This window comes from Acinetobacter sp. 40AMC3-4 (assembly GCF_049898185.1).
Classification (GTDB): domain Bacteria; phylum Pseudomonadota; class Gammaproteobacteria; order Pseudomonadales; family Moraxellaceae; genus Acinetobacter.
Genome location: NZ_JAFCXG010000006.1, coordinates 20,533 through 45,076, shown reverse-complemented (window position 1 = coordinate 45,076; position 24,544 = coordinate 20,533). Strand labels below are relative to the sequence as shown.

Below are 24,544 nucleotides of genomic sequence, written 5' to 3'. Positions count from 1 at the left end.
ATGCCCAAACAATCCCGCTTCCTCTGTATTGGTGGTTTCCTCAACGGAACGCAGGTCAAAGACCAAGGTGATAACTTCACCTGTGTTGAAAATACCAAACAAGTGACTTATCACAAACGTGAAATCTTCCATCCTGATTCATGGGATCATGACTATTATGTTTGTGAAACCACGACTGAGAAACAAGCTCGAAACTGGGTCTATGACATTGAGTCAAAATAATATTTAATTCGATAAAGAAAGACATGGGTTGGCGTTATCGTCAGCCCATTTTTATATACGTTTTAAAATATTCAGACAATAAAAAGCCCCATGGTTAGGGGCTAGTCGTATATAGGTCAAGCCCATATACTGTAAGAGGCTCATCTCAAACTGAGAGTATTAGAACACAGCAGCCTGCAAATAACCATCTAAATCTGATTTAAACAGTCAATTGTTGTTCAATCACCGGCCATAAATTCTGATGCGATTTCTTGAACATCAGCATATGACCAATGGTTTTATAGGCATAACTTTTAGGTCTAAGTTCAATTATCTGGGTTTTTGCGTTTGGATATAAACGCAGTAAATCTTTCACGTTGGCTTCCGTGGCAATTTCATCATCCGATGACCAGATTGAGGTAATCGGGCAGGTGACTTGAGCATGATAATCATGGGATGGTGCAATATTTTTACCAATCGCGTTGATTACATAACCCGGTTTACTACAGAACTGCGCCCATTCTCGTGCCACATCTTTAGGCAGGTTTTCACCCATACCAATCGCTTGAGTCGGGCCATAGCCTTTAGTGATGCGTGCCAGTGGGAAAATAACATTAAACATCACTGGCGCAAGTAACTTGGTTTTACCTTTGAGTCCTTTCACATGTCCAGTAGAGCCAGAGACGGCCACCACTTTTGCGACTTTATCGTAATTTGGCACAATACCTAAAAGCTGACCACCGGCACTATGTCCAAGTAGTATCACTTTTCTTGCATTGGTACGCGTTAATAAAGCATCAATCGCGGCCGGTATATCCAGTTGACCCCATTGCACAATACTGGCTTTTGAATTTTTCAACGGGCCATGTAGTGAATCACCAATCCCCCGGAAATCAAAGACCATAACGGCATAGCCTTGAGCTTGTAACCACACACAAAACTGATGATAAAACTGTTTAGTAATGCCAGTTGCCGGACAGACTAATACTGGAAGTTTGTCAGTTTCAGAAATAGCTGCATAAAAACGTGCACTTAAGCGATAGCCATCCTGACACTGGAGAGTCAATGTTTCAAATTCAGACATACGATACACTATGATTTTTATAATCCCGATGAAGCTTTTACTGTATAGATTTTTAGCAGGGTAGCTTGGGGAAAACATGACTTTAAAGTCAGTCAAATAATAAACATGGAATAAACTTATGCAGCTAATGGAACTTGAGCTGGCTGTTAAAATCGCCATTATTTTTAGTGGAATATTCTTGTGGATCGGGATGTTCACCGGCGTCTGGAAATATTGGCAGATCCGTCAATCACCTCAGTCACGCGCACATTATTATGTCGATATTGCCCATCGTAGCAGCCTGCTTTATGCACCCGCAACTTTAATTCTGGCAGTATTAGCCTATTGTTCAGTGTGGCCGAGTATGGTGAATCTGATTTGCGTACTGATCAATATTCTGTTTTTCAGCTTCTCGATTGCCGCTTATATGTTGCATGGTTTCCTGCAAGACACAACGAATCAGTTTAAACAGCCGCATCAGTTGGGTGAGTTTCATTTGCCAGGAAGTTTAATGACTTTAGCCATGCTAGGTTTAATTGTCGCAGAATTGGGCGGGACAGGGATTTTGGTCTATGGAGCATTTGCGGGATTATTCTAATCTTCTTTTTATAGTTATTCTGAAAGGATGCTGGAATGTTTGAAAGTTAAAACACTTTTTTCACCAGATGGATGACTGGCCAAATCATCCATCTGGGCTAATTTAAAATTTGATTATCGGTATTTCTGGTCTATGGCAGCCCATAGGAAAAATGCAGCTGAGACAATCAGTGCATAGCCAAAGTATTCAAGTTTTAAATTACCTTGAATTAAGCAATGGACGGTTAAAGTCAGCATGAGTGCAAAAGTGGTGCATATAAATGTCACCAGATTGGTGTTGTTGGCTTTAAGAGCGTCAATGAAGACTTGCTTGTTGAAATGTAATGATAACATCTCCATCCCTCCCATTTATTCATATTATTGAAGATTAAAGCAGATTTAATCAGTCAGAATTGAATATATAGTTGTACTGTTTAATTTGGACCTTTGCAACTGCTGTGGCAGGCTTTTACAGTCAAAATGGTCATCTTTAGTCGTATAACTACATAATCACTTGATTAGGCAAGAATTATATTTTCAGATTCCACCTCCAGCTAATTTTGGAAATAAGATGTAGTCATCATTTGATTAATGCGACCAGATAGAAAATGCAAATTCTACGCCAAAGATATGTAGTGTTAATCAATACTTTGTAAGCCTGCGTATGACTCGGAGGGGGACTTGGTTTAAGTTGGCAACAATAGGTATCTAAAATCAGGAAATTAAAGTTTTGTTTATATTTATATAAAAAATAAAATAATTAAAGTGCAATTCTATACATCATATTTTATAGAAAATCTTAGTATCAAGATTTACAGCGGTGATTTGATGTCATTATTAAGAAACAATAAATGTCCGTTTGGGTAAAACCTGACAATTATTGATCACGCTCAAACCGGATTTTGGGTAAAAATACGATTTTTCAGACATCCTAGAAGTTTTAGTTTCTAATACGGTCAATCACAGCTGTAATCAGCAATACAATCATGGACGGGATAAACCAGGCCAGATTCTGATCTGATAGAGGTAAATTTTGCAGTAATGCAGGCAATTCAAAACCAGCGACTTTTAATCCATCAAAAATACCAAAGATCAAGGCCACCAGGGTCACTGGCGCAATCACATGAGATGGTTTCTTGAAGAAGTTTGCACAGAAGCTCAGCATAATGACGCTAATGGCAGGCGGATAAATCGCACTTAAGACTGGAACCGAAACAGCGATCAGTTTGGTTAAACCCAGATTTGAAATCACCAGTGAGAAGCCCACCAGAATAAATACAAAGATCTTGTACGGAATTTTGGTCAAGCTGGAAAAATACTCAGCGCAGGCACAGGTCAGACCAATTGCAGTGACCATACAGGCAATAAAAATCATGCCGGACAGGAAGTAAGCACCCATATCGCCAAAAGCATGTTGTACATATGCATGCAGGATAATGGCACCATTGGCTGCATTTGGTGCAATCTCATGGCTACCTAGTCCAAGTTTAAACAGACTTAAATACACCAGAGTTAAACCAATACCAGAAATAATGCCGGCATTCACTGCATATTTGGTAATCAGTTTTTTATCGGTTACACCACGTGAAGTAATGGCTTTGACAATCACAATACCGAAAACTAAAGCGCCCAAAGTATCCATGGTTAAATAACCATTTACGAAGCCTTCAGTCACTGGACTGGTAACGTAATTATCGATCGCTGCAGGCGGATTGCTGGCAGGAATCATCACGGCTGCTACACCCAAAATGATCAAAGAAATAATTTTAAGTGGCGACAGGAAATAGCCGACGGTATCCAGAATCTTATTGGGATATAAGGACACGATGGTCACCACAGCAAAATAGATGATGCTGTAAATGAGCAGACTGCCAGATTCATTGCCAAAGTAAGATGAAAAACCGATTTCATAAGAAACGGTTGCGGTACGTGGCGTCGCAAATAAAGGGCCAACAGCTAAGTAACAGATTACAGTCAGCAAAATACTGGCTGCTTTGCCCAGAGGCGAGCTTAGTGCCTGAATGGAGCCTTCAACGCGAGACAACGCAATAATGGTAATCACGGGTAAGCCGACTGCTGTAATAAGGAAACCTAAAGCAGCGAGCCATACGTGTTCACCGGCTTGTTGAGCCACAATCGGTGGGAAGATAATGTTGCCCGCACCAATAAACAGTGCAAAGGTCATAAAACCTAGGGCGACAATATCCCGGGTACGCAGACTTGTCATAAAGGGAGATCAATAGAACAAAAGAAAGCGATTTTAGTGTATATGTCCAATTTTTTGGAGTTTATTTTAAGGCTGGAAGCCTTGATTCTAGTGAGTTTGCGGATCACATAACCGGTCATTCAAATCTTGGTAGAAATATATGTTTGATAATTCGCTGAAAAATATATTTTTCCTTACAAGCTCAAAAAATATCTGCACTTGATATCAAAATATGTCAGTTATTGTTTGTACAAATAAGCAGCAGTGAAAAGTCCTATTTCAAGGAAAATTGCTGTGCCGAAACTCAACAACTGCGACATATTTCGCAAAAAAGGGATTATAATTCAGGGATTCATAGTGAGGATGGGTATATGCGAGCTACAGCGATTAGTCTTAAAACTGAGCAAGATGTTGAAAAACTGCGGATATCTGGGCGTTTGGCTGCAGAGGTTTTAGCGATGATCGGGGAGCATGTCAAGCCAGGTGTCACGACTGAATATCTGGATGATCTCTGTCATGATTTTATTGTAAATACATTAAAAGTGACGCCAGCCAATATTGGCTATTATGGCTATACCAAAACCACCTGTATTTCACTGAATGAAGTGGTTTGTCACGGCATTCCATCATCAAAAGTCGTTCTTCAGGATGGCGATATTATCAATATTGATGTTGCCATTATTAAAGACGGTTATTTTGGTGATACCAGCCGGATGTACTATGTCGGAACTCCATCTCCAGAAGCCAAGCGACTGGTCAATACCACCTATGAAGCTATGGTAGCCGGGATTCATGCAGTGAAGCCGGGCGCGACCCTGGGTGATATTGGTTATGCGATTCAAACGGTCGCACAGCGTGAAGGCTATTCCATCGTGCGCGAATATTGCGGTCATGGCATCGGCAAGGTCTATCACGAACAGCCAAACATTCTGCATTACGGACAGCCAGGACAGGGCATTAAACTGGTTCCGGGTATGGTGTTCACCATTGAGCCAATGGTGAATATGGGTAAAGCTCGCGTCAAAGAGCTGAAAGATGGCTGGACTGTGGTCACCACGGATAAATCCTGGTCTGCGCAATGGGAACATATGGTCTATGTGACTGAAACCGGGTTTGAAGTCTTGTCGCCTTGGCCTGAAGGTACAGGTGAGTATTCGGAAATTTAAAATATTGATTGAATGATCTTTATTCAGATAATCCACTTACATAAATTACAACTCACTCGTTCTTGCTGACGAAAACATACAAAACACTACATTAAACAGTGGTTTAGGATTTTATATCTGATTAGACTAAGAGTCAGATACATACGTTCCCTTTTTTTCGCTCACTATGCTGTAGTGAAAGTTTCTCTAGCTCATTTTTCCCCAAGAATGAGCTATTTTTTTGTCTAGTTTTTCTCAAAAGTACTTCATTTAGCGCCGATTTAATTCAGCGACCAGATAATCAATAAAGACCCTTACTGCAGGTAATAAGCCGCGACGTGAAGGATAAACCACATGGAAAATACCATGCGGTGCTTTCCAGTCAGGAAGCACTCGAACCAGTTCACCACTTGCCACGTACTGCTCGACCACGTTATCTGGCAACAAAGTGACGCCTGAGCCTGACGCGGCCAGTTGTGCCAGCATATTTAAGTCAGAACCCATAACCGTTGGACTGACACGAATTTTTTTTTGTTCCTGCTGTTCATTTTGTAAGGTTAGAAACTGTTCGGTATGGTCTTCGGCCATACTCAGGATTTTATGTTCAGCCAGTTGCTCTGGGTTTTTTAGTTCACCAAATTCATTTAAATAACCCTGACTGGCGAATAAATGCTGCTCAATTTTTTCAAACTGGCGGATCACCAGATTTGGGTCATCATCCAGGCTGGAACGGACACGTAAGGCCAGATCAAAGCCTTCATTGATAATATCGACCCGTCGATTGGTGATCATCATCTGGACTTTAATTTCAGGATATTTTTTCAAAAAATCCGGCAGAATTTTTGCCAGTTCGTTTTGGGCAATAGAGACGGGCAAGCTGACTTTAATAGTTCCGCGCGGTTCGGTACTCAGGTGGTCCACCAGATCATGCGCCGCCTGTGCAGCACTCAGCATAACTTGGGCATGCCGGTAAATATTCATGCCGATATCGGTGACGGCAAAATGACGAGAACTGCGCTGAATCAGACGTACACCCAGACGCTCTTCCAGATTAAACACCCGACGGCTGAGTTTGGATTTGGGAATATCGGTCGCACGTTCGGCTGCACTAAAGCCGCCATGTTCCACCACCTGAGCGAAACAGTAAAAGTCATCCAGATCAGACAGCATGGTTTAATTCCATCCTTGCAACGATAAGCTGATTAAAAATTGATTGTTGCATACTGTCAATCAGAGAATGCAGCATATAAAAAAAATTTAATTCCCGGATTTCAGTAAACCTAGCAGTGTTTGCATGCCATCGGTCGCGTTTTGGGGGATTTTGTAAAACTGTGCAGGCAAATGCTGCTGCTCGGCTTTCGGGTCGATGTAATAGGCCGGACATTTCGCAGGAATCTCATGAATTAACCCGGCAACTGGATAAACTTGAAGGCTGGTGCCAATCACCACGAAAATATCGGCATCCTGTACACAGTCTTGAGCTTCTTCATACGCGGGTACGGCTTCGCCAAACCAGACCACATGAGGACGCAGCGGATAGCCTGCCTTACAAAAGTGTTGATTTAAATCTAATTCAGAGCCTTCAATTGGATAAAACTCGGTTGTGCTTTGTGCATCGGGGCCTGAGCTTTTGGCCAGGCGAATATTGCCATGTAAATGGATCACCTTGGAGCTGCCGGCACGTTCATGCAAGTCATCAATATTCTGGGTGATTACATGCACATCAAAGTTATCTTCAAGATTGGCGATCAGCTGATGGGCTGCATTTGGCTGTGCTTCCAGAATGTTTTTACGGCGGGCATTATAAAAGCGTTGTACCAGTTGTGGGTTTTTGGCCCAGGCTTCGGGTGTGGCGACTTCTTCTATACGATGCTGTTCCCAAAGTCCATCACTGTCACGAAAAGTATTAATGCCACTTTCGGCGCTCATGCCTGCACCGGAAAAGACCACCAGCTTTTTCATTATTCTGTCTCCTGAATCTTTAGGTAGCTGAACCGCTAGATTGCGAATTTTCTTTCAAGAAGATGCCAAGTTCTCGGGAAAATTTTAGCGGTTCAGTCAGTAAAGGCGTATGGCCAGACTTGCTGAAAATTATCTGTTTGGCATGAGGCAGGCTTTCTGCAATCAGGCGCTGACCTTCAAAAGGATACAACTTGGATTGTACACCGCTAAAGAAGGTCACCGGACAGCTAAGCTGAGCTAGAGCCTCGCGGTAATCTTCACGATGATATAAATAATTATTGATATACCACGCCATATAATCCACCCGGCTGGAAGGTAATAACAGGCTTTGCAGGCGAGGTTGATTTAGGATAAATGCGAAAGCTTTCAGACTATATTTTTGTTCATTTTGTAGCTGAATAAACTTTAGCCATAGGGCAGCGATTTGTTTACGTACCGAAATGTCGAGATCGCGGATCAATTCAACTTGCTGGTATTGTGCAAGTAGGGCAGAGAGCTGCTGCAGGATGTCGATAAATTCCTGATGACGTGGACCAAAAAGTCCAAAAGCCCAAGCATCATCGACCGGAATTTTAGGTGTTTGATCGATATGTAAATAAGCAGAAATCTGACTGGAAAAGTTGCCATAATGTATGCCGTGCATTGCTGTGGTTGCGCCTATAGAGTAAGCAAGCACAATGAATTTATCTAAATTGAGCTGTTGAATTACCGACTGAATATCCAACCAGTGACTGGAAATTGCATCAAGATCTTGCGGAATTTTACAGCGACTGGAAGCCCCAAAGCCGCGCCATTCCGGAATAATGAAACGGAAATTTTTCTGATGCGCATAGAGAAAAGCTTTCCATTGCCAGCTCAGCATGCCGAGTCCTGAGAGTACCAGTACCGGCTGTCCCTGACCGTATTCGAGTACAAATAGCTGTTCACCATCGGGCATGCGATAAAAGGGCATGTGTGTCTCCCTATTTACAGTTATTTTGCATCAAATTGTTTGAGTCGCTGAATGACCTGTTCCAGCCAGGAAATCCAGCCCAGTTCCTGATCAATCCCCAGTTGTAAAATCATTTTATGAATATACAAGGTACGGTCATTTTCGTGTGCTTGAGCAAAGTCCTTGGCAAAAATCTGCTGATAGGTTTTTAGTTTTTCTTTATGCAGTTCCAGATGGCGTTCCAGCTCTGCCAAGGTGTTATTGCCACCAAGCTGGGCTTCGGCACGTAAACGCACCATCAGTTCTTCGCGCAGTTGTGCCGGTGGACTTTGTTGCAGCATCCAGTTGGCCAGTTCTTCCCGGCCCAGACGTTCCACCTGATATGTCTTTTTGCGGCTATTGGAATCTTCCTCTTCTATCGTCGAAATCCATCCTTTTTGCAGCATGGCATTCAGCTCGCGATAAATCTGCTGATGAGTGGCATTCCAGAAGAAGCCCATGGATCGGTCAAAACGGCGGGCCAGTTCGATTCCGGTGCTGGGCTTTTCAATCAGGCTGGTCAATAAAACATGCGCTAAAGACATAAGCGTCTCAAAAAAGTGACTCAGGATTATTATGCAACATGTTGCATAAAAATCAATTCTGGCATATAAATTAGTGCAACAAGTTGCATTAAACTGGAAAATTTGAGGGATCAAACTGCCAGTTGCTAAAACAATAGCCAGCCTAAACGCACGCTCAGGAGTTGAAATGTCTAAATATCCGAATTTACTTGCCCCATTGAACTTGGGTTTTACCACGCTTAAAAACCGCGTGTTAATGGGTTCCATGCACGTTGGTCTTGAAGAGGCACCCGGCGGATATGATCGGATGGCAGCTTTCTATGCAGAGCGTGCCAAAGGTGGAGTCGCTTTAATCGTCACCGGCGGGATTTCACCAAATGATCATGGGGTGACGTTTCATGGTGGTTCCAAACTTGACACTCTTGAAGAAGCTGAAAAGCATAAGGTAATTACCCAGGCCGTACATGAGGCGGGCGGGAAAATTGCCATGCAGATTTTGCATACCGGACGCTATTCTTATCAGGCTGAAAATGTCGCGCCATCCCCAATTCAGGCACCGATCAATCCGGTCAAACCGCATGCTTTAACTTCGGCTGAAGTGCAGCAAACCATTGATGATTTTGCCAATTGTGCCAAGCTGGCTCAATACGCCGATTATGACGGTGTAGAAATCATGGGCTCGGAAGGCTATTTGATTAACGAGTTTATTGCCGCGCGTACCAACCATCGTGATGATGAGTGGGGTGGAAGCTATGCAAACCGCATCCGTTTCCCGATTGAAATCGTACGCCGTACCCGTGAAATGGTCGGTGAGAACTTTATCATTATTTATCGCCTATCTATGCTGGATCTGGTCGAAGGCGGTTCAACTCTGGAAGAAGTCATCCAGTTGGCCAAAGAAATTGAAAAAGCCGGTGCGACCATTATCAATACCGGCATTGGCTGGCATGAAGCGCGTATTCCGACCATTGCCACCAAAGTGCCTCGTGCAGCCTTTACTTGGGTGACGCGTAAGCTGAAAGGTCAAGTGAAGATTCCTTTAATCACTTCAAACCGTATCAATACTCCGGAAATGGCTGAATATGTATTGGCGTCTGGTGATGCTGATATGATTTCTATGGCCCGTCCGATGCTGGCAGACTCTGAGTTTGTCTTGAAAGCGGAGCAGGGTCGTAGCGATGAGATCAATACCTGTATCGGTTGTAATCAGGCCTGTCTGGATCATATTTTCTCAATGAAAATTGCCACCTGTCTGGTCAATCCACGTGCCTGCTATGAAACAGAGCTCATTTTTAAAGAAACCAATGTGGCAAAAAATATTGCCGTGATTGGTGCAGGTCCTGCAGGTTTAAGTTTTGCTGTATATGCGGCAAATCGCGGTCATCAGGTGACGGTATTTGAAGCCGCTGCTCAGATTGGTGGGCAGTTTAATATTGCCAAGACCATTCCAGGCAAGGAAGAGTTTTATGAAACCTTGCGTTATTTCAAACGCCAGATTGAATTACAGCCACGTATTAAATTGCAGCTGAACCATAAGGCGAGTCTGGAAGAACTGGCTCAGTCAAACTTTGATGACATTGTGGTGGCAACAGGCGTGACACCGCGTCAACTTGAGATTCCAGGTATTGATCATGCAAAAGTACTGTCTTATCTGGACGTTTTGAAAGAACGTAAGCCAGTGGGTCAGCGAGTTGCCATTATTGGTGCAGGCGGTATTGGTTTTGATACAGCCGAATTCCTGAGTCATGAAGGAGAAAGTGGCAGTATCAATCCGGAAAAATTCTATGATGAATGGGGTATTGATACTGACTATGAAAATGTCGGTGGCTTAAAAGCTGCAAATGTAGAAAAACCGCAACGTGAAATTTATTTATTGCAACGTAAAGCCGCTTCAGTCGGCGCAAGTTTGGGTAAAACCACAGGCTGGATTCATCGTACTGGTTTAAAACACCGTGATGTGAAAATGATTGCGGGCGCCAGCTATGAAAAAATTGATGATCAGGGCTTACATATAGTCGTGAATGACAAACCTGCGGTACTAGAAGTCGATCATGTGATTATTTGTGCCGGTCAGGAATCTTATACCGCCATGTTTGATGAGCTAAAAGCAGCCGGGAAAAATGTGCATCTGATTGGTGGAGCGAAAGAAGCGGGTGAGTTGGATGCCAAGCGTGCAATCCGTCAGGGTGCTGAATTGGCGGCGGTGATTTAATTTAAAAACGTCAAGCTTTATTAACCTCTCCCTTGCGCAGCAGTGCTACTCATCTCCTATAAGGAGAGGGATAAATCGGTATAAAAAGTGTTATCTCCCTCTCCCTTTGGGAGAGGGCTGGGGTGAGGGAGATTAATTTTTTAATAACAAAAAAGGAATCCAAAATGACCATCGAAAATACCAGAAAATCCATTGTACGCTGGCATGAAATGCTAGAAACCCGTGATATGTCGATCTTGAATGAACTACTTGCTGAAGAAGTGGTATTTCGTTCACCCGTAGCGTTTCAGCCTTATCCTGGAAAACAGATGGTATTTTTTATTTTGACCAATGTCATTCAAGTCTTTGAAAACTTCACTTATCACCGTGAATTTATAAGTGAAGATGGTAACAATGTCGTACTTGAGTTTTCTGCCAATGTGGGCGATAAAAAACTAAAGGGAGTTGACATGATTCAGTTTAATGAAGAGGGTCAGATGATTGATTTTGAAGTCATGATCCGACCTAAGTCCGGACTTGAAGCCTTGGCTGTACAGATGGGCCAGCGGATGCAATCATTCCAAGCTAAAACTTAATTCGAACTATTGATTCAAGTCGGCATGAAATTTGTAAATCACAGCTAGTACAACTAGAGGGGGATGACAGATGAAAATGTTGCTTAAAAAATTGGGTCAGCTTTCCAGTGAATATCTGGATCGTTTCAGCGGAGCAGATCAGCCGACCCTGTATTACAATCCGAATGGTGTATTTTCAGGACTCATTGAGCGCTTACCGCAGCTGCAACAAAAATATCGTCCTACACCTTGGTTAGCCAATGCACACGCACATATTCTGTATTTCGATTTAATTAAAAAACGCACCATTAAACTGAAATATGATGCGCTTGAACAGCTGAAAATGTCAGATGATGGAATTACCGGTATTGCCTGGTATGGACTCGATCTTCCGGCAAGCACGCCGACCATTGTATTACTTCATACTATTACCGGTTCTCCTGAATCAATGCGTGAACTGGTTCGTGATCTGCATAAATATACGGGTTGGCGTGTTGCATTGTGTTTACGCCGTGGTCATGCAGACTTACCCATGCCTGTGCCTAAAATGAACCTGTTTGGTTCAACTCAGGATTTGCGTGAACAACTCTTGTATATACAGGACAGATTTCCTCAGTCCGATCTCTATGGGGTTGGCTCTTCTGCGGGTACGGGATTGTTAGTGCGTTATCTGGGCGAAGAGGGTGAACAAACCCCATTAAAAGCAGCTTTTGCTTTATGTCCTGGCTATAACACTGAAACTGGTTTTGCCAATGTGCATCCGTTTTACAGTAAAGTTATGGCCAAAAAACTGATTAAGCGCTTTATTCATCCTTATCAGGAAACCTGGCAGGTCTGCCCAAGCTGGAAACAGTTATTAGAAGTTAAAGATCTGTCCGAATTTGAAAAACTCTATTTTGAACTGGCTGGATTTACGGATTATGCCAGTTATACCCAGGCAACCAATCCGATTTATGTATTTGAAAGTATCAAAATTCCGCTGATGATTTTAAATGCGGAGGATGATCCGGTGTGTCACATTCGGAATTTAGAACCTTATAAAGAAAAAATTCGGTCGATGTCTAATATTATGGTGATTACCACCAAAAAAGGCAGTCATTGCGGCTTTTATCAGGGCTTGATGCAAACCGAATCTTGGGCTACCCGACTAATGGCAGACTATTTGATTCACTTATCTCGTGCACCGGCAACAGTATCTGCTTAAAAAGTTCTAATAAAAAACCCAGCATCTGCTGGGTTTTTTTGATGAATGATCCTGTAATCAGTCAAGTGCTGGCATCGCTGCGGCAATCGCGTCAGCAACCGCATCATCCTCAGACTTGTTTTCTGGATTTGAATTGGTTTTAGGTGTTGTCGCAGCAGGCTTTGAGGCAGGTTCTTCGCGGGTTTCAGGCACTGGTGCCGGCTCAGTGGTTTCTGGCTTTTTGATTTCACGACGGATTTCGGTCGTGGTGTTTTCAGTTTGCTCACGTTGAATTTCAACCGTTGGCGCTACTTCCTCTTCAATTGCCGCTGGCTCTACAGGTTCAAGCGGTTCAAATTGCGTTGGTTCTGGAGTCGAGATTTCAGATGCTGGAGTAACTTCTACTTGCTCTTCTTCTTTTGGTGCTTCTTTTTTTACACACGCAGTTAATGTCAGGCCAGTCAGGATTAGGGTGGAGATTAAAAGTTTCTTCATCATCATTGCATCAAACATAAAAGTGTGGAGGGGATACACCATTATAGCAGCAAAATGCAAGATAGAAATCATATGAACTTACTGTAATTTTTTATAGGAATTGCTGTTAGAATAGTCAATTGTTTATTGTTCTTTGAATTGATGCGGATTGACTTTGCTTTCTAGGTACAAGGTAAAGTAAAATTGCGCAACATTGCAGGCCGATTTAGGCTCGATTGTACGAGAAACCCAATGACCCATTTTATTTTCGTTACTGGTGGTGTAGTTTCATCACTAGGTAAAGGTATTTCAGCTGCTTCTGTTGCTGCACTTTTAGAAGCTCGTGGTTTAAAAGTGACCATGGTAAAAATGGATCCATACATTAATGTCGATCCAGGGACAATGAGCCCATTCCAGCATGGTGAAGTTTTTGTTACAGAAGATGGTGCTGAAACAGACTTAGACTTGGGTTACTACGAACGTTTCTTGCGTCGTGCGAAAATGACCAAATTGAATAACTTCACATCAGGCCGTGTTTACCAGGATGTTCTAAATAAAGAACGCCGTGGCGACTACCTGGGTGGTACTGTGCAAGTTATTCCACACATTACTGACAATATCAAAGAGCGTGTACTTCGTGCAGGCGAAGGTTATGACGTTGCGATCGTAGAGATCGGCGGTACTGTAGGTGACATTGAATCTCTCCCATTCATGGAATCTGTACGTCAGTTAATGGTGGAACTTGGTCATAAACGTACCATGTTAATGCACTTAACGTTACTCCCATACATTAAGTCTGCAGCAGAATTAAAAACCAAACCAACACAGCACTCTGTTAAAGAACTCCTGTCGATTGGTATTCAGCCAGACATTCTCATCTGCCGTACAGAATACGATGTAGATGCAGATACGACGCGTAAGATTGCATTATTTACCAACGTTGAAGCACGTGCCGTTGTGGTATGTAAAGACGCACGTTCAATCTACCAGATTCCACGTACATTCTACGAACAAAATGTTGACGATTTAATCTGTGAACGTTTTGGTTATAACGATCTTCCTGAAGCTGACTTAACAGATTGGGATAACGTTGTAGAAGCACTCCTGAACCCTGAATACACCGTACGTGTTGCAATGGTTGGTAAATACGTTGAACTTCCAGATGCTTATAAATCTGTCAACGAAGCACTTCTGCATGCGGGTATTCAAAACCGTGTGAAAGTTCAGATTGACTACGTAAACGCTGAAGAGCTTGAAAGCCAAGATGTAGCAGAAGTATTGAAAGATGCTGATGCGATTCTGGTTCCAGGTGGTTTCGGTGAACGCGGTACTGAAGGCAAAATGAAGGCAATTCAGTTCGCTCGTGAGAACGGTGTGCCGTTCCTCGGTATTTGCTTGGGTATGCAGTTGGCTGTGATAGAATACGCACGTAATGTTGCTGGTATTGCAGACGCGACCTCGACTGAATTTAACCGTTCAACCAAATCTCCATTGATTGGTTTAATTACTGAATGGTTAGATGAGCGTGGTGAAGTTCAGCAACGTTCTGCTGATTCTGATCTGGGTGGCACGATGCGTTTAGGCGCGCAAAAATCTGAACTGGTTGCAGGGACTAAAACTGCAGAAGTTTATGGTTCTGAAGAAATCATCGAGCGCCATCGTCACCGTTACGAGATGAACAACCGTTATATCCCAGTGCTGGAAGAAAAAGGCATGAAGATTTCTGGTTATTCTCCGGTACAGCATCTGGTAGAAACTGTTGAAATTCCTGCACATCCTTGGTTTATTGCAGTACAATTCCACCCGGAATTTACCAGCTCGCCACGCGATGGTCATCCATTGTTTGCAGGTTTCATTGATGCTGCGAAAAAGCAGTACCAAAAAACCAAATAATCGGTGCGTAGGACACAACTAGGGAAGTTTAAATGTCGCAATTAAAACCACAAGAAATTGTACGTTTGGGCGATATACAAATGGCAAATCATTTGCCATTTGTATTATTCGGCGGAATGAATGTACTTGAATCTAAAGACCTGGCTTTTGAAATCGCAGAGACTTATGTTGATATCTGTACACGTTTGGGTATTCCATATGTGTTCAAAGCCAGCTTTGATAAAGCCAACCGTTCAAGCCTGAACTCTTTCCGTGGGCCTGGCCTAGAAAAAGGTCTCGAGTGGTTAGCTGACATTAAAAAACACTTTAATGTGCCGATCATCACCGATGTGCATGAGCCGTACCAAGCGGCTCCTGTTTCAGAAGTGGCAGACATTATTCAATTGCCAGCTTTCTTAAGTCGTCAGACGGATCTTGTTGAAGCAATGGCAAAAACCGATGCGATCATCAACATCAAAAAAGCCCAGTTCCTGGCTCCACACGAAATGCGTCATATTTTGCATAAGTGTCTGGAAGCCGGAAATGACAAGCTGATCATTTGTGAACGCGGTTCGGCATTTGGCTATAACAATCTGGTTGTAGACATGCTGGGCTTCGACATCATGAAAGAAATGAATGTCCCGGTGTTCTTTGATGTAACCCATGCCTTACAAACCCCAGGCGGCCGTGCAGATTCTGCCGGTGGTCGTCGTGCGCAAATTACAACGCTTGCACGTGCGGGTATGGCAACGGGTCTTGCAGGCTTGTTCTTGGAAGCACATCCAGATCCGGAAAAAGCCAAGTGTGATGGTCCATGTGCGCTGCGCATGTCTCAGCTTGAGCCGTTCCTGGCACAGCTAAAAGAATTGGATACCTTGGTTAAAGGTTTCGAAAAGTTAGATACACACTGAGTTTATCACTCTTGCGCTGCCGTATAGGCAGCTCATATTAATCAACTGAGGAATAGTTCATGAGCCAAATCGTTGACATTCGTGCACGTGAAATTTTGGACTCTCGTGGTAACCCTACCATCGAAGCAGACGTAATCTTAGCATCTGGCGTAGTTGGCCGTGCATGTGCACCATCTGGTGCTTCAACTGGTTCTCGTGAAGCTTTAGAACTTCGTGATGGCGATAAAGCGCGTTACTTAGGTAAAGGCGTTAAAACTGCAGTAAATAACGTAAATACGTTAATCCGTGACGCTTTGGTCGGTAAATCAGTATTCGAACAAAAAGACATCGATAACACGATGATCGCGCTTGACGGTACTGAAAACAAAGAAAAACTAGGTGCAAACGCAACTTTGGCAGTGTCTTTGGCTGCTGCTCGCGCTGCTGCTGAAGAAAAGAAAATTCCTCTTTTCCAATACATCGCAGATCTTCGCGGTCAAACGATTCTAACCATGCCTGTACCAATGATGAACATCATCAATGGTGGTTCACATGCAGACAACAACGTCGATATTCAAGAATTTATGATTGAGCCAGTAGGCTTCACTGCATTCTCTGAAGCGCTACGTGCCGGTGCTGAAATCTTCCATTCACTTAAATCAGTTTTAAACAAAAAAGGTTTAAACACTGCGGTAGGTGATGAAGGTGGTTTTGCGCCGAACTTACGTTCAAACGAAGAAGCAATCACAGTTATTCTTGAAGCAATTGGTCAAACTGGCTACAAAGCAGGTTCTGACATCATGCTTGCGCTTGACTGTGCATCTTCAGAATTCTACAAAAATGGTCAGTACATTCTTGCTGGCGAAGGCAACAAAGCGTTCACAAGCAACCAGTTCTCTGACTATTTGGCAGGTCTTGTAAACCAGTACCCAATTATCTCGATCGAAGATGGTCTGGACGAATCTGACTGGGAAGGCTGGTCTTACCTGACTTCTATTCTTGGCGACAAGATCCAGTTGGTTGGTGACGACTTGTTCGTAACGAACCCGAAAATTCTGCAACGTGGTATCAACGAAAAAGTGGGTAACTCGATTCTGATCAAATACAACCAGATCGGTACCTTGACTGAAACTTTAGATGCCATCTACCTTGCGAAAGAGAATGGTTACTCTACTGTAATTTCACACCGTTCAGGTGAAACGGAAGATTCAACGATTGCTGATCTTGCAGTAGGTACAGCAGCGGGTCAAATCAAGACTGGTTCACTTTGCCGTTCTGACCGTGTAGCGAAATATAATCAATTACTTCGTATTGAAGAATTGACTAATGCTGCATATCGCGGTAAAGCTGAGTTCAAAGGTTTGAACTAAGCGACTTATGTCAATGTTAAATGTATTCGACTCGACTGCGAGTAAAGTACTGTTGGGCCTTGCGATCATTTTGATCGCAGGGTTTCAATATTTATACTGGTTTGGTGAAGGTGGTTATCATGATCATCAGCAACTGACCCAGAAAATCCAGCAACAGATGGAATTGAATGATGAGCTGAAAGAGCGTAATCGCGTTCTGGCGGCAGAAGTTTATGATTTGAAGAATGGTATTGAAGCCATCGAAGAACATGCGCGTTTAGATCTTGGTCTGATTAAGCCACGCGAAACTTTTATTCAAATGAGCACGATCAGTACTCAATATAAACCGATCTATCTTAATCCTAATTCTAAAGTAGACCTGCGAACCAATGAGTCAGCTGAAGCACCACCTACACCCTAAACTTTGGGTCATTCTTCCAGCTGCAGGTTCCGGTAGCCGTTTCTCCAAAACAGAACTGAAACAATATCAGATGATTCAAGAGCGAACTGTTCTTGAACATACGGTGGCTCGTCTGAATCAACTGCCTTTGACGGGTTATGTCCTGGCGATTGGTGCACAGGACAACGTGGCGAAAACATTGCCATTTTCCAGTCAAGAGAAAGCCCATTTCTGTCTGGGCGGTGCCGAGCGGGTGAATTCCGTGTTAAATGCACTGAACTATTTATCTCAAATCGCTTCTGAAGATGATTGGGTGCTGGTACATGATGCGGCGCGTCCCTGTGTCAGTCATGATTGTCTGCAACAGTTGGTCAATACGGCGATTACAAATGATCAGGCTGCGATTCTGGCGATTCCGGTGCGAGATACACTTAAGCGTGTAGTAACCAATTTTGATATTGAGGAAACAGTGGATCGCTCAATGCTCTGGCAGGCACAAACACCACAAATGGCCAAGCTAGGCGTGTTGAAAAGGGCGATTGAGCAGGCTTTGCAAAATGTTGCTACGATTACTGATGAAGCCAGTGCGCTGGAACATATCGGTGAACAGGTGAGTGTAGTACAGGGGCGTTCCGATAATATTAAAATTACCTATCCGGACGATCTAGAGCTGGCCAGGCTGATTTTAAAGGCTCAGGCTTAAAAATATATTCAAATAATATTTAAATAAAAGCAGAATAAATCTGGCTGTAGCGATCTATTCGCTATAGCTTTCACTTATAATTTTGCCATCATTCTTTTTCACCTTTTGGCCAATGATACCTTCACAGCAGTATCGGTTTTTACGTCACTCTTTGCGCGATGGACGTAGTATTAACCCGCAAGATTCATCTCGATGGACCAAGTTGCACCTTGATCCATGGTTATTGTGCTTTCTGGTTCTCAATGCAATCTTGGGTTTAATGGTGGTGTATAGCGCGACCTCCGAAGACTCTGGCATGGTGGTGCGTCAGGCCGTCAGTTTCGGGATTGGTTTTGTGCTGCTATTTATCTGTGCGCAGATTCCACCGAAAGTCTATCAGGCGATTAGTCCATACCTGTATGCCTTCGGGATCTTCATGCTGCTTCTGGTCTTTGTGATTGGTGAAAAACGTTTAGGTGCAACCCGCTGGATTACCTTGCCGGGGGTGGGAAGCATGCAACCGAGTGAGGTGATGAAATTTGCGATGCCTTTGATGATGGCATGGTATTTTGCACGTAAGCCGTTTCCTCCCAAATTTTTGCATATTGTCGGGGCTTTGATTTTATTGGGCATACCATTTGTTTTGGTGGCGCTTCAGCCTGACTTGAATATTGGTTTGGTGATTCCCGGTATTTTTGTTCTATTTTTAAGTGGCATGTCATGGCGTCTGATTGGTGGTGCAGTTGCAGCAGTTGCTGTGGCAGCACCGGTTGCATGGATGTTTGTGCTACAAGAGTATCAAAAAAAGCGTATTACCACCTTGTTTGATCCGGAGTCGGATGCCTTGGGCGCGGGCTGGAATATTATCCAGTCCAAAATTGCCATTGGTTCAGGTGGTTCCACGGGCAAAGGCTATACCGAAGGTACACAATCACATTTAGGTTATCTGCCTGAACATCATACTGACTTTATTATGTCGACCTATGCTGAAGAATTCGGTTTTATCGGTGTTTTTCTGCTGTTCAGTTTATTCACTGCCATTATTATTCGCTGTTTGATGATTGGTTTAAACAGCTTTCATAACTTTGGCCGTTTATATGCCGGAGCCATGGGGCTGACTTTCTTCTTCTTTGTATTTTTAAACTCCGGCATGGTGAGCGGGATTTTACCTGTAACGGGAGATCCATTGCCGCTAATGAGTTATGGTGGAACAGCAGTAATTTCTATGCTGGCCGGGATGGGCATTGTGATGTCGATTCATACTCATCGATAAGTCATTCTAAAAGTCAGACTGGTTCCGGCTTTTTATACACTTAAAATAAGTTGTCTTAGAAATCCTGTTTTGGCCAGAAGAAAAAGAAGAATATTTTAGAATTCATATTAAATTAAAAAAGCCCTCACTTGAGGGCTTTTTTAATTTCATACTTTAACTGAGAAACCAGGTGTAATAGCCCCAGATCATTAAAGGCCATGCTAGGAAAGGGCTAAACAACCATTTCCAGAACCAGTGGCGCGGCATAAAGCCCACACCATGGACAAAGCCTCCAGAAATACCAATCATGATATACATCATGGCACTATGGCTATATTCACCATTGGCATCCAGCATTGCGGAAGGATGAACCAATAACACGGCTGCGAGAGGAAAAGCCAGGAGGCAGGAAATCATCATCGCAAATTTGTTTGGTTTCTTGTCTACAACGGTTTTCTCAAGCGCAGCTTCTGTCATGTTTTATTCCTCATCCAGGTCTTGGTGTTGTTCCATGTAAATGGCAGCAATCACACTGGCAAAACATGCCATCAGTACACCCAGAATCCAGGCAAAATACCACATAGTTGTCTCTCCTTAAGACACAGCCCTTAGTACAGGCTGTGTGAATTATCTTCAATGTGTTTGTTGGTAATCACGCCCCACATCTTGTAATAACACCAAGTGGTATAGATCAGAATCAGTGGAACAAAGATACAGGCAGCAACGGTCATAACGGTTAAGGTATTTTTACTAGATACCGCATCCCACATGGTCAGACTTGCAACCGGGTTAATGCTTGAAGGCATCAGGAAAGGGAATAGGGCGAAACCAGCAGTCAGAATTGCACCGATAACTGCCAGAGATGAACCCAGGAAGCTCAAGCCTGCTTTATTTTTACCTGCTGCCAGTACAATGATCAAACCGCCCAAAATGCCGGCAATAGGCGCTGCCATCGTGATTGGATAAGTCGAGTAGTTATTCATCCAGCCTGGATTGGCATTGGTCAGCACTTCTTTGGCGAGCGGGTTGGCAACACCATTGGTATCAAAAGGTGTAACCAGTGTATAACCTTGAATACCACCAAAGTACAGCCAAGCGCCTGCAGCCAGGAAGGTAACCAGATAAACCAGACCCATGATTTGTGTTGCTTTGGCAGAACGTTGGCGTAGGTCACCATCAGTACGTAGCATTAACCATGCACCACCATGTGCACACAGCATCGATAAGCTGACCAGACCACACACAATAGCAAACGGATTCAGTAGTGCAAAGAAGCTGCCAGTATAAGTAGAACGTACAGTTTCATCTAGAGTAAATGGCACACCCAGGAACATGTTACCGAATGCCACACCAAAGACCAATGCAGGAACTGCACCACCAATCGCTAGACCCCAATCCCATGAATTGCGCCATTTGGTATTTTCCAGTTTTGAGCGATAGTCAAAACCGACCGGACGCAGGAACAGGGCAAACAGGACCAGCAACAGGGCCCAGTACATGCCGGAGAAGGCAGTTGCATAGACCATTGGCCAGGCAGCGAATAACGCACCGCCGGCAGTAATAAACCAAACTTGGTTACCGTCCCAGTGCGGTGCAATAGTATTGATCGCTGCACGGCGCTCACTATCATTTTTGCCCACAAATGGCATGATCGCCATGGAGCCCATATCGAAGCCATCGGTGAGGGCAAAGCCAATCAGCAATACGCCGACCAGCACCCACCAAATGATTTTTAATAATTCATATTCGATCATGCTTGAGTCTCCCCATTTGCCTTCTCTGCAGCTGCAAGCTTTTCAAAATGGTATTTACCGGTATGCAGTGAGCTTGGGCCAAGACGTGAGAACTTGATCATCAGATACATTTCAATAATCAGTAACACGGTATAGAATGCTGCCAATGCAAGGATTGAACCCCAGACATCACCTGTGCTTAAGCTTGATGCTGAAAGATGCGTCGGTAATACCTCACCAATGGTCCAAGGTTGACGACCTACTTCTGCTACATACCAGCCGGTTTGCGCAGCAACCCAAGGTAAAGGCAGTGCAAATAAAGCAAATTTCAATAACCATGGTTTGTTTTCTGCATTACGTTTTGCTACCGCAAAAGTTGCCAGTGCAAATAGAAGTAGCATCAGGAAGCCGGAAGCTACCATGGCACGGAAGGCCCAGAACAGACTTGGTACGTGTGGAATGGTATCTTTAGCGGCTGCTTTGATTTGCTCATCAGAGGCATCAACGACATTTGGCGTGTATTTCTTTAGCAGCAGACCATAACCGAGGTCTTTTTGACTTTCTTCAAAAGCGGTTTTCAGTTCTGGAGACTGATCACCCGCACGTAATTTTTCCAGTTGTGAATAGGCCACCATACCATTACGGATACGCGCTTCATGCTGAACCAGCAGGTCTTTAATACCTGTGACTTGTTCAGTCGTAGAGCGTGTAGCGATCAGACCCATCACATAAGGAATTTTCACTGCATAATCTGTAGTCATGGTTTCCTTATTCGGAATACCGAACAAAGTAAAAGGTGCAGGTGCAGGGTGGGTATCCCATTCTGCTTCAATTGCTGCCAGTTTGGTTTTCTGTACATCGCCCAGCTCATAACCTGATTCATCACCCAGTAAAATCACCGAAAGTGTAGAGGCAAGCCCGAAGATGGCTGCAATGGCAAAAGAACGGCGTGCAAACGGCAAGTCACGTTTTTTCAGCATGTAATAACTTGAAATGGCCAGTACAAAAATAGCACCTGTGACATAACCGGCAGATACGGTATGCACAAATTTAACCTGAGCGACCGGGTTAAAAATCAGTGCAGCAAAGTCCACCATTTCCATACGCATGGTTTCATAGTTAAATGCCGAACCGACCGGGTTTTGCATCCAGCCATTGGCGACCAGAATCCAGAGTGCGGACATGTTCGAGCCTAAAGCCACCAGCCAGGTTACGGCCAGATGTTGCACTTTGGACAGACGATCCCAACCAAAGAAGAACAAGCCAATAAATGTCGATTCAAGGAAGAAGGCCATCAAACCTTCAATCGCCAGCGGTGCACCGAAAATATCACCGACATAATGCGAGTAATATGCCCAGTTGGTTCCGAACTGGAACTCCATGGTCAGGCCGGTGGTTACCCCTAAGGCAAAGTTAATACCAAACAGTTTTCCCCAGAACTTGGTCATGTCTTTATAGATTTCTTTGCCGGAAATCACATAGGTGGTTTCCATAATGGCAAGCAAAAAAGCCAGGCCTAAAGTCAGTGGAACAAAAATAAAGTGATACATCGCGGTCATGGCGAACTGGAACCGCGAGAGATCGACCACGCTTTCAGAAATCATCAACGTGTCTCCTGGATTTGGGAAGGATTGCCGGCGATACGCTCGGCGACTTGGTTATCAAAATTTTTAGGAATCGTAGGCGCATCAAACCAGATATTTTTAATTACCATCAGTAGAATAACCTTGATAATTAAAATAGCGGTTATTTCTCTAACCACTCTCTGGTTTAGATTTTTGGGAACTAAGCTCATTCGACTAAGCCTGTTATATGACTTGTTGTATATTATTAATCTATTGTAACTAAAAAATAAATAGACGATACAGTTTAAATAAATATATATTTATAAGTATTTGAAAATGATAAATATATATTTATATAAGTTAAAATTTATTCTAAATATTTTTTATTATTTTATGTAATTTTTTTGATTTTTAAATCCGACTAAAATGCTTATATTTATATATTTGAATGTAGATTATTTTAGTTGGATTAATATTTTTTAATCTGATTAAAATGCTTGGTTTTAAAATAAAGAATAAAATTAATCTAACTAAATTGGTTGGTTTTATAAGAGTTGAATATCAGTATCATAATCTTTCACATCATATTTATATTGATAAAAAACACACCAAAAAAAGAACATGCTGGAGGCATGTTCTTTTTAAGCTTTGTGAGGGAGACTGGACTTAGAAGTCGTAACGCATGCCTAGAGAAAGACCTAGGCTGTCTTCACCGCGTGCGCCACTTACAGCATTGGTACGACCTTGTGCCCAAGGGGTAAGGTTTGAGTTTTCATCATTTAGTACAGTTGCTATGTTGCCATAAATGCGGACTGTTGGATCTAAACGGTGTTCAAGTCCGATTGCCAGTAAAGTTGCATTCGCATCATCGGCATCCACATCGCGGTGGAATACTTCACCACGGAATGAGGTTTTTGGTGCAAATTTATATTCACCGGCTACACCAAATACTTGTGCATCTGGGTTTGCTTCAGAATTATCATGTTGAAGGAATTGGTATAAACCGCCCAGATTGAATTCAGGGGTGATTTTGTAAGCACCAGCAATACGGAAACCATCGCGCTCACCACGGGCAGCTTCTTCTTCATAGTGTTCATAGGCAGCAGCGAAATCAACTTTACCTTCTTTATAGGTTAAAGCGAGGTCATATGCTTTATCTTTGTCCTTGGCACCATCTTTAGTAGCATCCGGACTATTAGTTTCATGTAGTGACATCGCACCTAATACGTTGAAACCGCCAGCAAATTTTGGTGATTTATATTCAATGGTATTGGCATTACGTTCATCAAAACGCAGGTTGCCTACACGCGTGACGTTACGAACGTCACCGACCATATCACCAAAGAAGTTGACCGGGCCACGTGCTACTTTGAATGGGCTGTCAAAACGGCCGATACGCGCTTGACCGAAATCACCTTTTAAACCAACAAAAGTATCACGAGTTGCAAATTCAACATCATCATTTGCAGAACCACTTGCAAAGTTAATTTCCTGTTCGATTTGACCAAATACGGTCATACCGTTTTCTAATTTTTGTTCAGCTTTAAAGCCTAGGCGTGAAGAGTTTGAAGAAAGACCTACTTCGTTATAATCCTGGCCATCATCCAGATAATCTAAAGAAACGTGTGCACGACCATACACTTTAACATCAGCAGCAGCTGCCATCACTGGTGTTAAAATTGTTGCCCCGATTGCTAATGCAGATAACGTTTTTTTCATGTGTTGCTCCAA

At 43.2% G+C, this 24,544-nt stretch carries 26 protein-coding genes; 12 read left to right on the top strand and 14 right to left on the bottom strand.

Annotated elements, in window-relative coordinates; genetic code table 11:
- Positions 1–222 carry a hypothetical protein gene (locus ACP7BU_RS09005; protein WP_044108897.1) on the top strand — a complete coding sequence of 74 codons (222 nt, stop codon included), beginning with the start codon at positions 1–3 and terminating at the stop codon, positions 220–222.
- A gap of 199 nt (positions 223–421) precedes the next feature.
- On the opposite strand, the gene ACP7BU_RS09000 is transcribed toward ACP7BU_RS09005, so the two are convergent.
- Positions 422–1,285, bottom strand: coding sequence for an alpha/beta hydrolase family protein (locus tag ACP7BU_RS09000; RefSeq protein ID WP_148334896.1), 864 nt, complete (start codon positions 1,283–1,285; stop codon positions 422–424).
- A 118-nt stretch (positions 1,286–1,403) separates the two neighbouring features.
- On the opposite strand from ACP7BU_RS09000, the gene ACP7BU_RS08995 reads away from it, so the two are divergent.
- Complete coding sequence (locus ACP7BU_RS08995; RefSeq protein WP_425879810.1) at positions 1,404–1,862, top strand: hypothetical protein; 459 nt, start codon at positions 1,404–1,406, stop codon at positions 1,860–1,862.
- A gap of 113 nt (positions 1,863–1,975) precedes the next feature.
- On the opposite strand, the gene ACP7BU_RS08990 is transcribed toward ACP7BU_RS08995, so the two are convergent.
- Positions 1,976–2,194, bottom strand: coding sequence for a hypothetical protein (locus ACP7BU_RS08990; protein WP_004645284.1), 219 nt, complete (start codon positions 2,192–2,194; stop codon positions 1,976–1,978).
- Between the two features lie 586 nt (positions 2,195–2,780).
- Positions 2,781–4,067, bottom strand: a complete 1,287-nt coding sequence (brnQ, locus tag ACP7BU_RS08985) for a branched-chain amino acid transport system II carrier protein (RefSeq protein ID WP_148334894.1) — start codon at positions 4,065–4,067, stop codon at positions 2,781–2,783.
- Positions 4,068–4,417: 350 nt separating this feature from the next.
- Between brnQ and map the strand changes: the two genes are divergently transcribed.
- Positions 4,418–5,212, top strand: coding sequence for a type I methionyl aminopeptidase (gene map, locus ACP7BU_RS08980; protein WP_086044724.1), 795 nt, complete (start codon positions 4,418–4,420; stop codon positions 5,210–5,212).
- Between the two features lie 249 nt (positions 5,213–5,461).
- On the opposite strand, the gene ACP7BU_RS08975 is transcribed toward map, so the two are convergent.
- The 4 genes from ACP7BU_RS08975 to ACP7BU_RS08960 all read right to left on the bottom strand — a co-directional run bounded on the left by ACP7BU_RS08975 (position 5,462) and on the right by ACP7BU_RS08960 (position 8,668).
- Positions 5,462–6,361: a LysR substrate-binding domain-containing protein gene (locus tag ACP7BU_RS08975; RefSeq protein ID WP_004645280.1), complete on the bottom strand. Its 900-nt coding sequence runs from the start codon at positions 6,359–6,361 to the stop codon at positions 5,462–5,464.
- 87 nt (positions 6,362–6,448) lie between these two features.
- The gene (locus ACP7BU_RS08970; RefSeq protein WP_180037339.1) at positions 6,449–7,153 is read right to left on the bottom strand and encodes an SIR2 family NAD-dependent protein deacylase; all 705 of its coding nucleotides are present in this window, start codon (positions 7,151–7,153) and stop codon (positions 6,449–6,451) included.
- Positions 7,154–7,172: 19 nt separating this feature from the next.
- Positions 7,173–8,105, bottom strand: coding sequence for an alpha/beta fold hydrolase (locus ACP7BU_RS08965; protein WP_425879809.1), 933 nt, complete (start codon positions 8,103–8,105; stop codon positions 7,173–7,175).
- A 20-nt stretch (positions 8,106–8,125) separates the two neighbouring features.
- Positions 8,126–8,668, bottom strand: coding sequence for a PadR family transcriptional regulator (locus tag ACP7BU_RS08960; protein WP_005247223.1), 543 nt, complete (start codon positions 8,666–8,668; stop codon positions 8,126–8,128).
- Positions 8,669–8,834: 166 nt separating this feature from the next.
- On the opposite strand from ACP7BU_RS08960, the gene ACP7BU_RS08955 reads away from it, so the two are divergent.
- From ACP7BU_RS08955 to ACP7BU_RS08945, 3 genes are all read left to right on the top strand, one after another.
- The gene (locus ACP7BU_RS08955; protein ID WP_425879808.1) at positions 8,835–10,859 is read left to right on the top strand and encodes an FAD-dependent oxidoreductase; all 2,025 of its coding nucleotides are present in this window, start codon (positions 8,835–8,837) and stop codon (positions 10,857–10,859) included.
- Between the two features lie 164 nt (positions 10,860–11,023).
- Positions 11,024–11,434 (top strand): nuclear transport factor 2 family protein, encoded by a 411-nt coding sequence (locus ACP7BU_RS08950; RefSeq protein ID WP_114541138.1) that lies wholly within the window; start codon positions 11,024–11,026, stop codon positions 11,432–11,434.
- Between the two features lie 70 nt (positions 11,435–11,504).
- Complete coding sequence (locus ACP7BU_RS08945; protein WP_425879807.1) at positions 11,505–12,617, top strand: YheT family hydrolase; 1,113 nt, start codon at positions 11,505–11,507, stop codon at positions 12,615–12,617.
- Positions 12,618–12,674: 57 nt separating this feature from the next.
- Here ACP7BU_RS08945 and ACP7BU_RS08940 read toward each other — a convergent pair whose 3' ends face one another.
- Positions 12,675–13,097, bottom strand: coding sequence for a hypothetical protein (locus ACP7BU_RS08940; protein ID WP_370940779.1), 423 nt, complete (start codon positions 13,095–13,097; stop codon positions 12,675–12,677).
- 225 nt (positions 13,098–13,322) lie between these two features.
- Here ACP7BU_RS08940 and ACP7BU_RS08935 point away from each other — a divergent pair, with 225 nt between their 5' ends.
- From ACP7BU_RS08935 to rodA, 6 genes are all read left to right on the top strand, one after another.
- On the top strand, positions 13,323–14,963 hold the full coding sequence (locus ACP7BU_RS08935; RefSeq protein WP_005100051.1) for a CTP synthase: 1,641 nt from the start codon (positions 13,323–13,325) through the stop codon (positions 14,961–14,963).
- A gap of 32 nt (positions 14,964–14,995) precedes the next feature.
- Positions 14,996–15,853 carry a 3-deoxy-8-phosphooctulonate synthase gene (kdsA, locus tag ACP7BU_RS08930; RefSeq protein ID WP_005266221.1) on the top strand — a complete coding sequence of 286 codons (858 nt, stop codon included), beginning with the start codon at positions 14,996–14,998 and terminating at the stop codon, positions 15,851–15,853.
- Between the two features lie 59 nt (positions 15,854–15,912).
- Positions 15,913–17,202, top strand: coding sequence for a phosphopyruvate hydratase (eno, locus tag ACP7BU_RS08925; protein WP_425879806.1), 1,290 nt, complete (start codon positions 15,913–15,915; stop codon positions 17,200–17,202).
- 7 nt (positions 17,203–17,209) lie between these two features.
- Positions 17,210–17,602, top strand: a complete 393-nt coding sequence (locus tag ACP7BU_RS08920; RefSeq protein ID WP_425879805.1) for a septum formation initiator family protein — start codon at positions 17,210–17,212, stop codon at positions 17,600–17,602.
- Positions 17,571–18,284 carry a 2-C-methyl-D-erythritol 4-phosphate cytidylyltransferase gene (gene ispD / locus ACP7BU_RS08915; protein ID WP_425879804.1) on the top strand — a complete coding sequence of 238 codons (714 nt, stop codon included), beginning with the start codon at positions 17,571–17,573 and terminating at the stop codon, positions 18,282–18,284. Before ACP7BU_RS08920 ends, ispD begins: the two co-directional genes overlap by 32 nt.
- 112 nt (positions 18,285–18,396) lie before the next feature.
- Positions 18,397–19,536 carry a rod shape-determining protein RodA gene (gene rodA, locus ACP7BU_RS08910; RefSeq protein WP_004278715.1) on the top strand — a complete coding sequence of 380 codons (1,140 nt, stop codon included), beginning with the start codon at positions 18,397–18,399 and terminating at the stop codon, positions 19,534–19,536.
- A 153-nt stretch (positions 19,537–19,689) separates the two neighbouring features.
- On the opposite strand, the gene ACP7BU_RS08905 is transcribed toward rodA, so the two are convergent.
- From ACP7BU_RS08905 to ACP7BU_RS08880, 6 genes are all read right to left on the bottom strand, one after another.
- Positions 19,690–19,992 (bottom strand): cyd operon YbgE family protein, encoded by a 303-nt coding sequence (locus tag ACP7BU_RS08905; RefSeq protein WP_004278714.1) that lies wholly within the window; start codon positions 19,990–19,992, stop codon positions 19,690–19,692.
- A 3-nt stretch (positions 19,993–19,995) separates the two neighbouring features.
- Positions 19,996–20,097, bottom strand: coding sequence for a cytochrome bd-I oxidase subunit CydX (gene cydX / locus ACP7BU_RS08900; protein WP_004278713.1), 102 nt, complete (start codon positions 20,095–20,097; stop codon positions 19,996–19,998).
- Between the two features lie 26 nt (positions 20,098–20,123).
- Complete coding sequence (gene cydB, locus ACP7BU_RS08895; protein ID WP_004645267.1) at positions 20,124–21,269, bottom strand: cytochrome d ubiquinol oxidase subunit II; 1,146 nt, start codon at positions 21,267–21,269, stop codon at positions 20,124–20,126.
- A complete protein-coding gene (locus tag ACP7BU_RS08890; RefSeq protein WP_005252053.1) occupies positions 21,266–22,852 on the bottom strand; it encodes a cytochrome ubiquinol oxidase subunit I in 1,587 nt (528 codons plus the stop codon). The genes cydB and ACP7BU_RS08890 overlap by 4 nt, the downstream gene beginning before the upstream one ends.
- Positions 22,852–23,043 carry a cytochrome oxidase putative small subunit CydP gene (gene cydP, locus ACP7BU_RS08885; protein WP_004278707.1) on the bottom strand — a complete coding sequence of 64 codons (192 nt, stop codon included), beginning with the start codon at positions 23,041–23,043 and terminating at the stop codon, positions 22,852–22,854. Before cydP ends, ACP7BU_RS08890 begins: the two co-directional genes overlap by 1 nt.
- A 436-nt stretch (positions 23,044–23,479) precedes the next feature.
- Positions 23,480–24,532, bottom strand: a complete 1,053-nt coding sequence (locus ACP7BU_RS08880) for a porin (protein ID WP_425879803.1) — start codon at positions 24,530–24,532, stop codon at positions 23,480–23,482.
- Between the last annotated feature and the right edge of the window lie 12 nt (positions 24,533–24,544).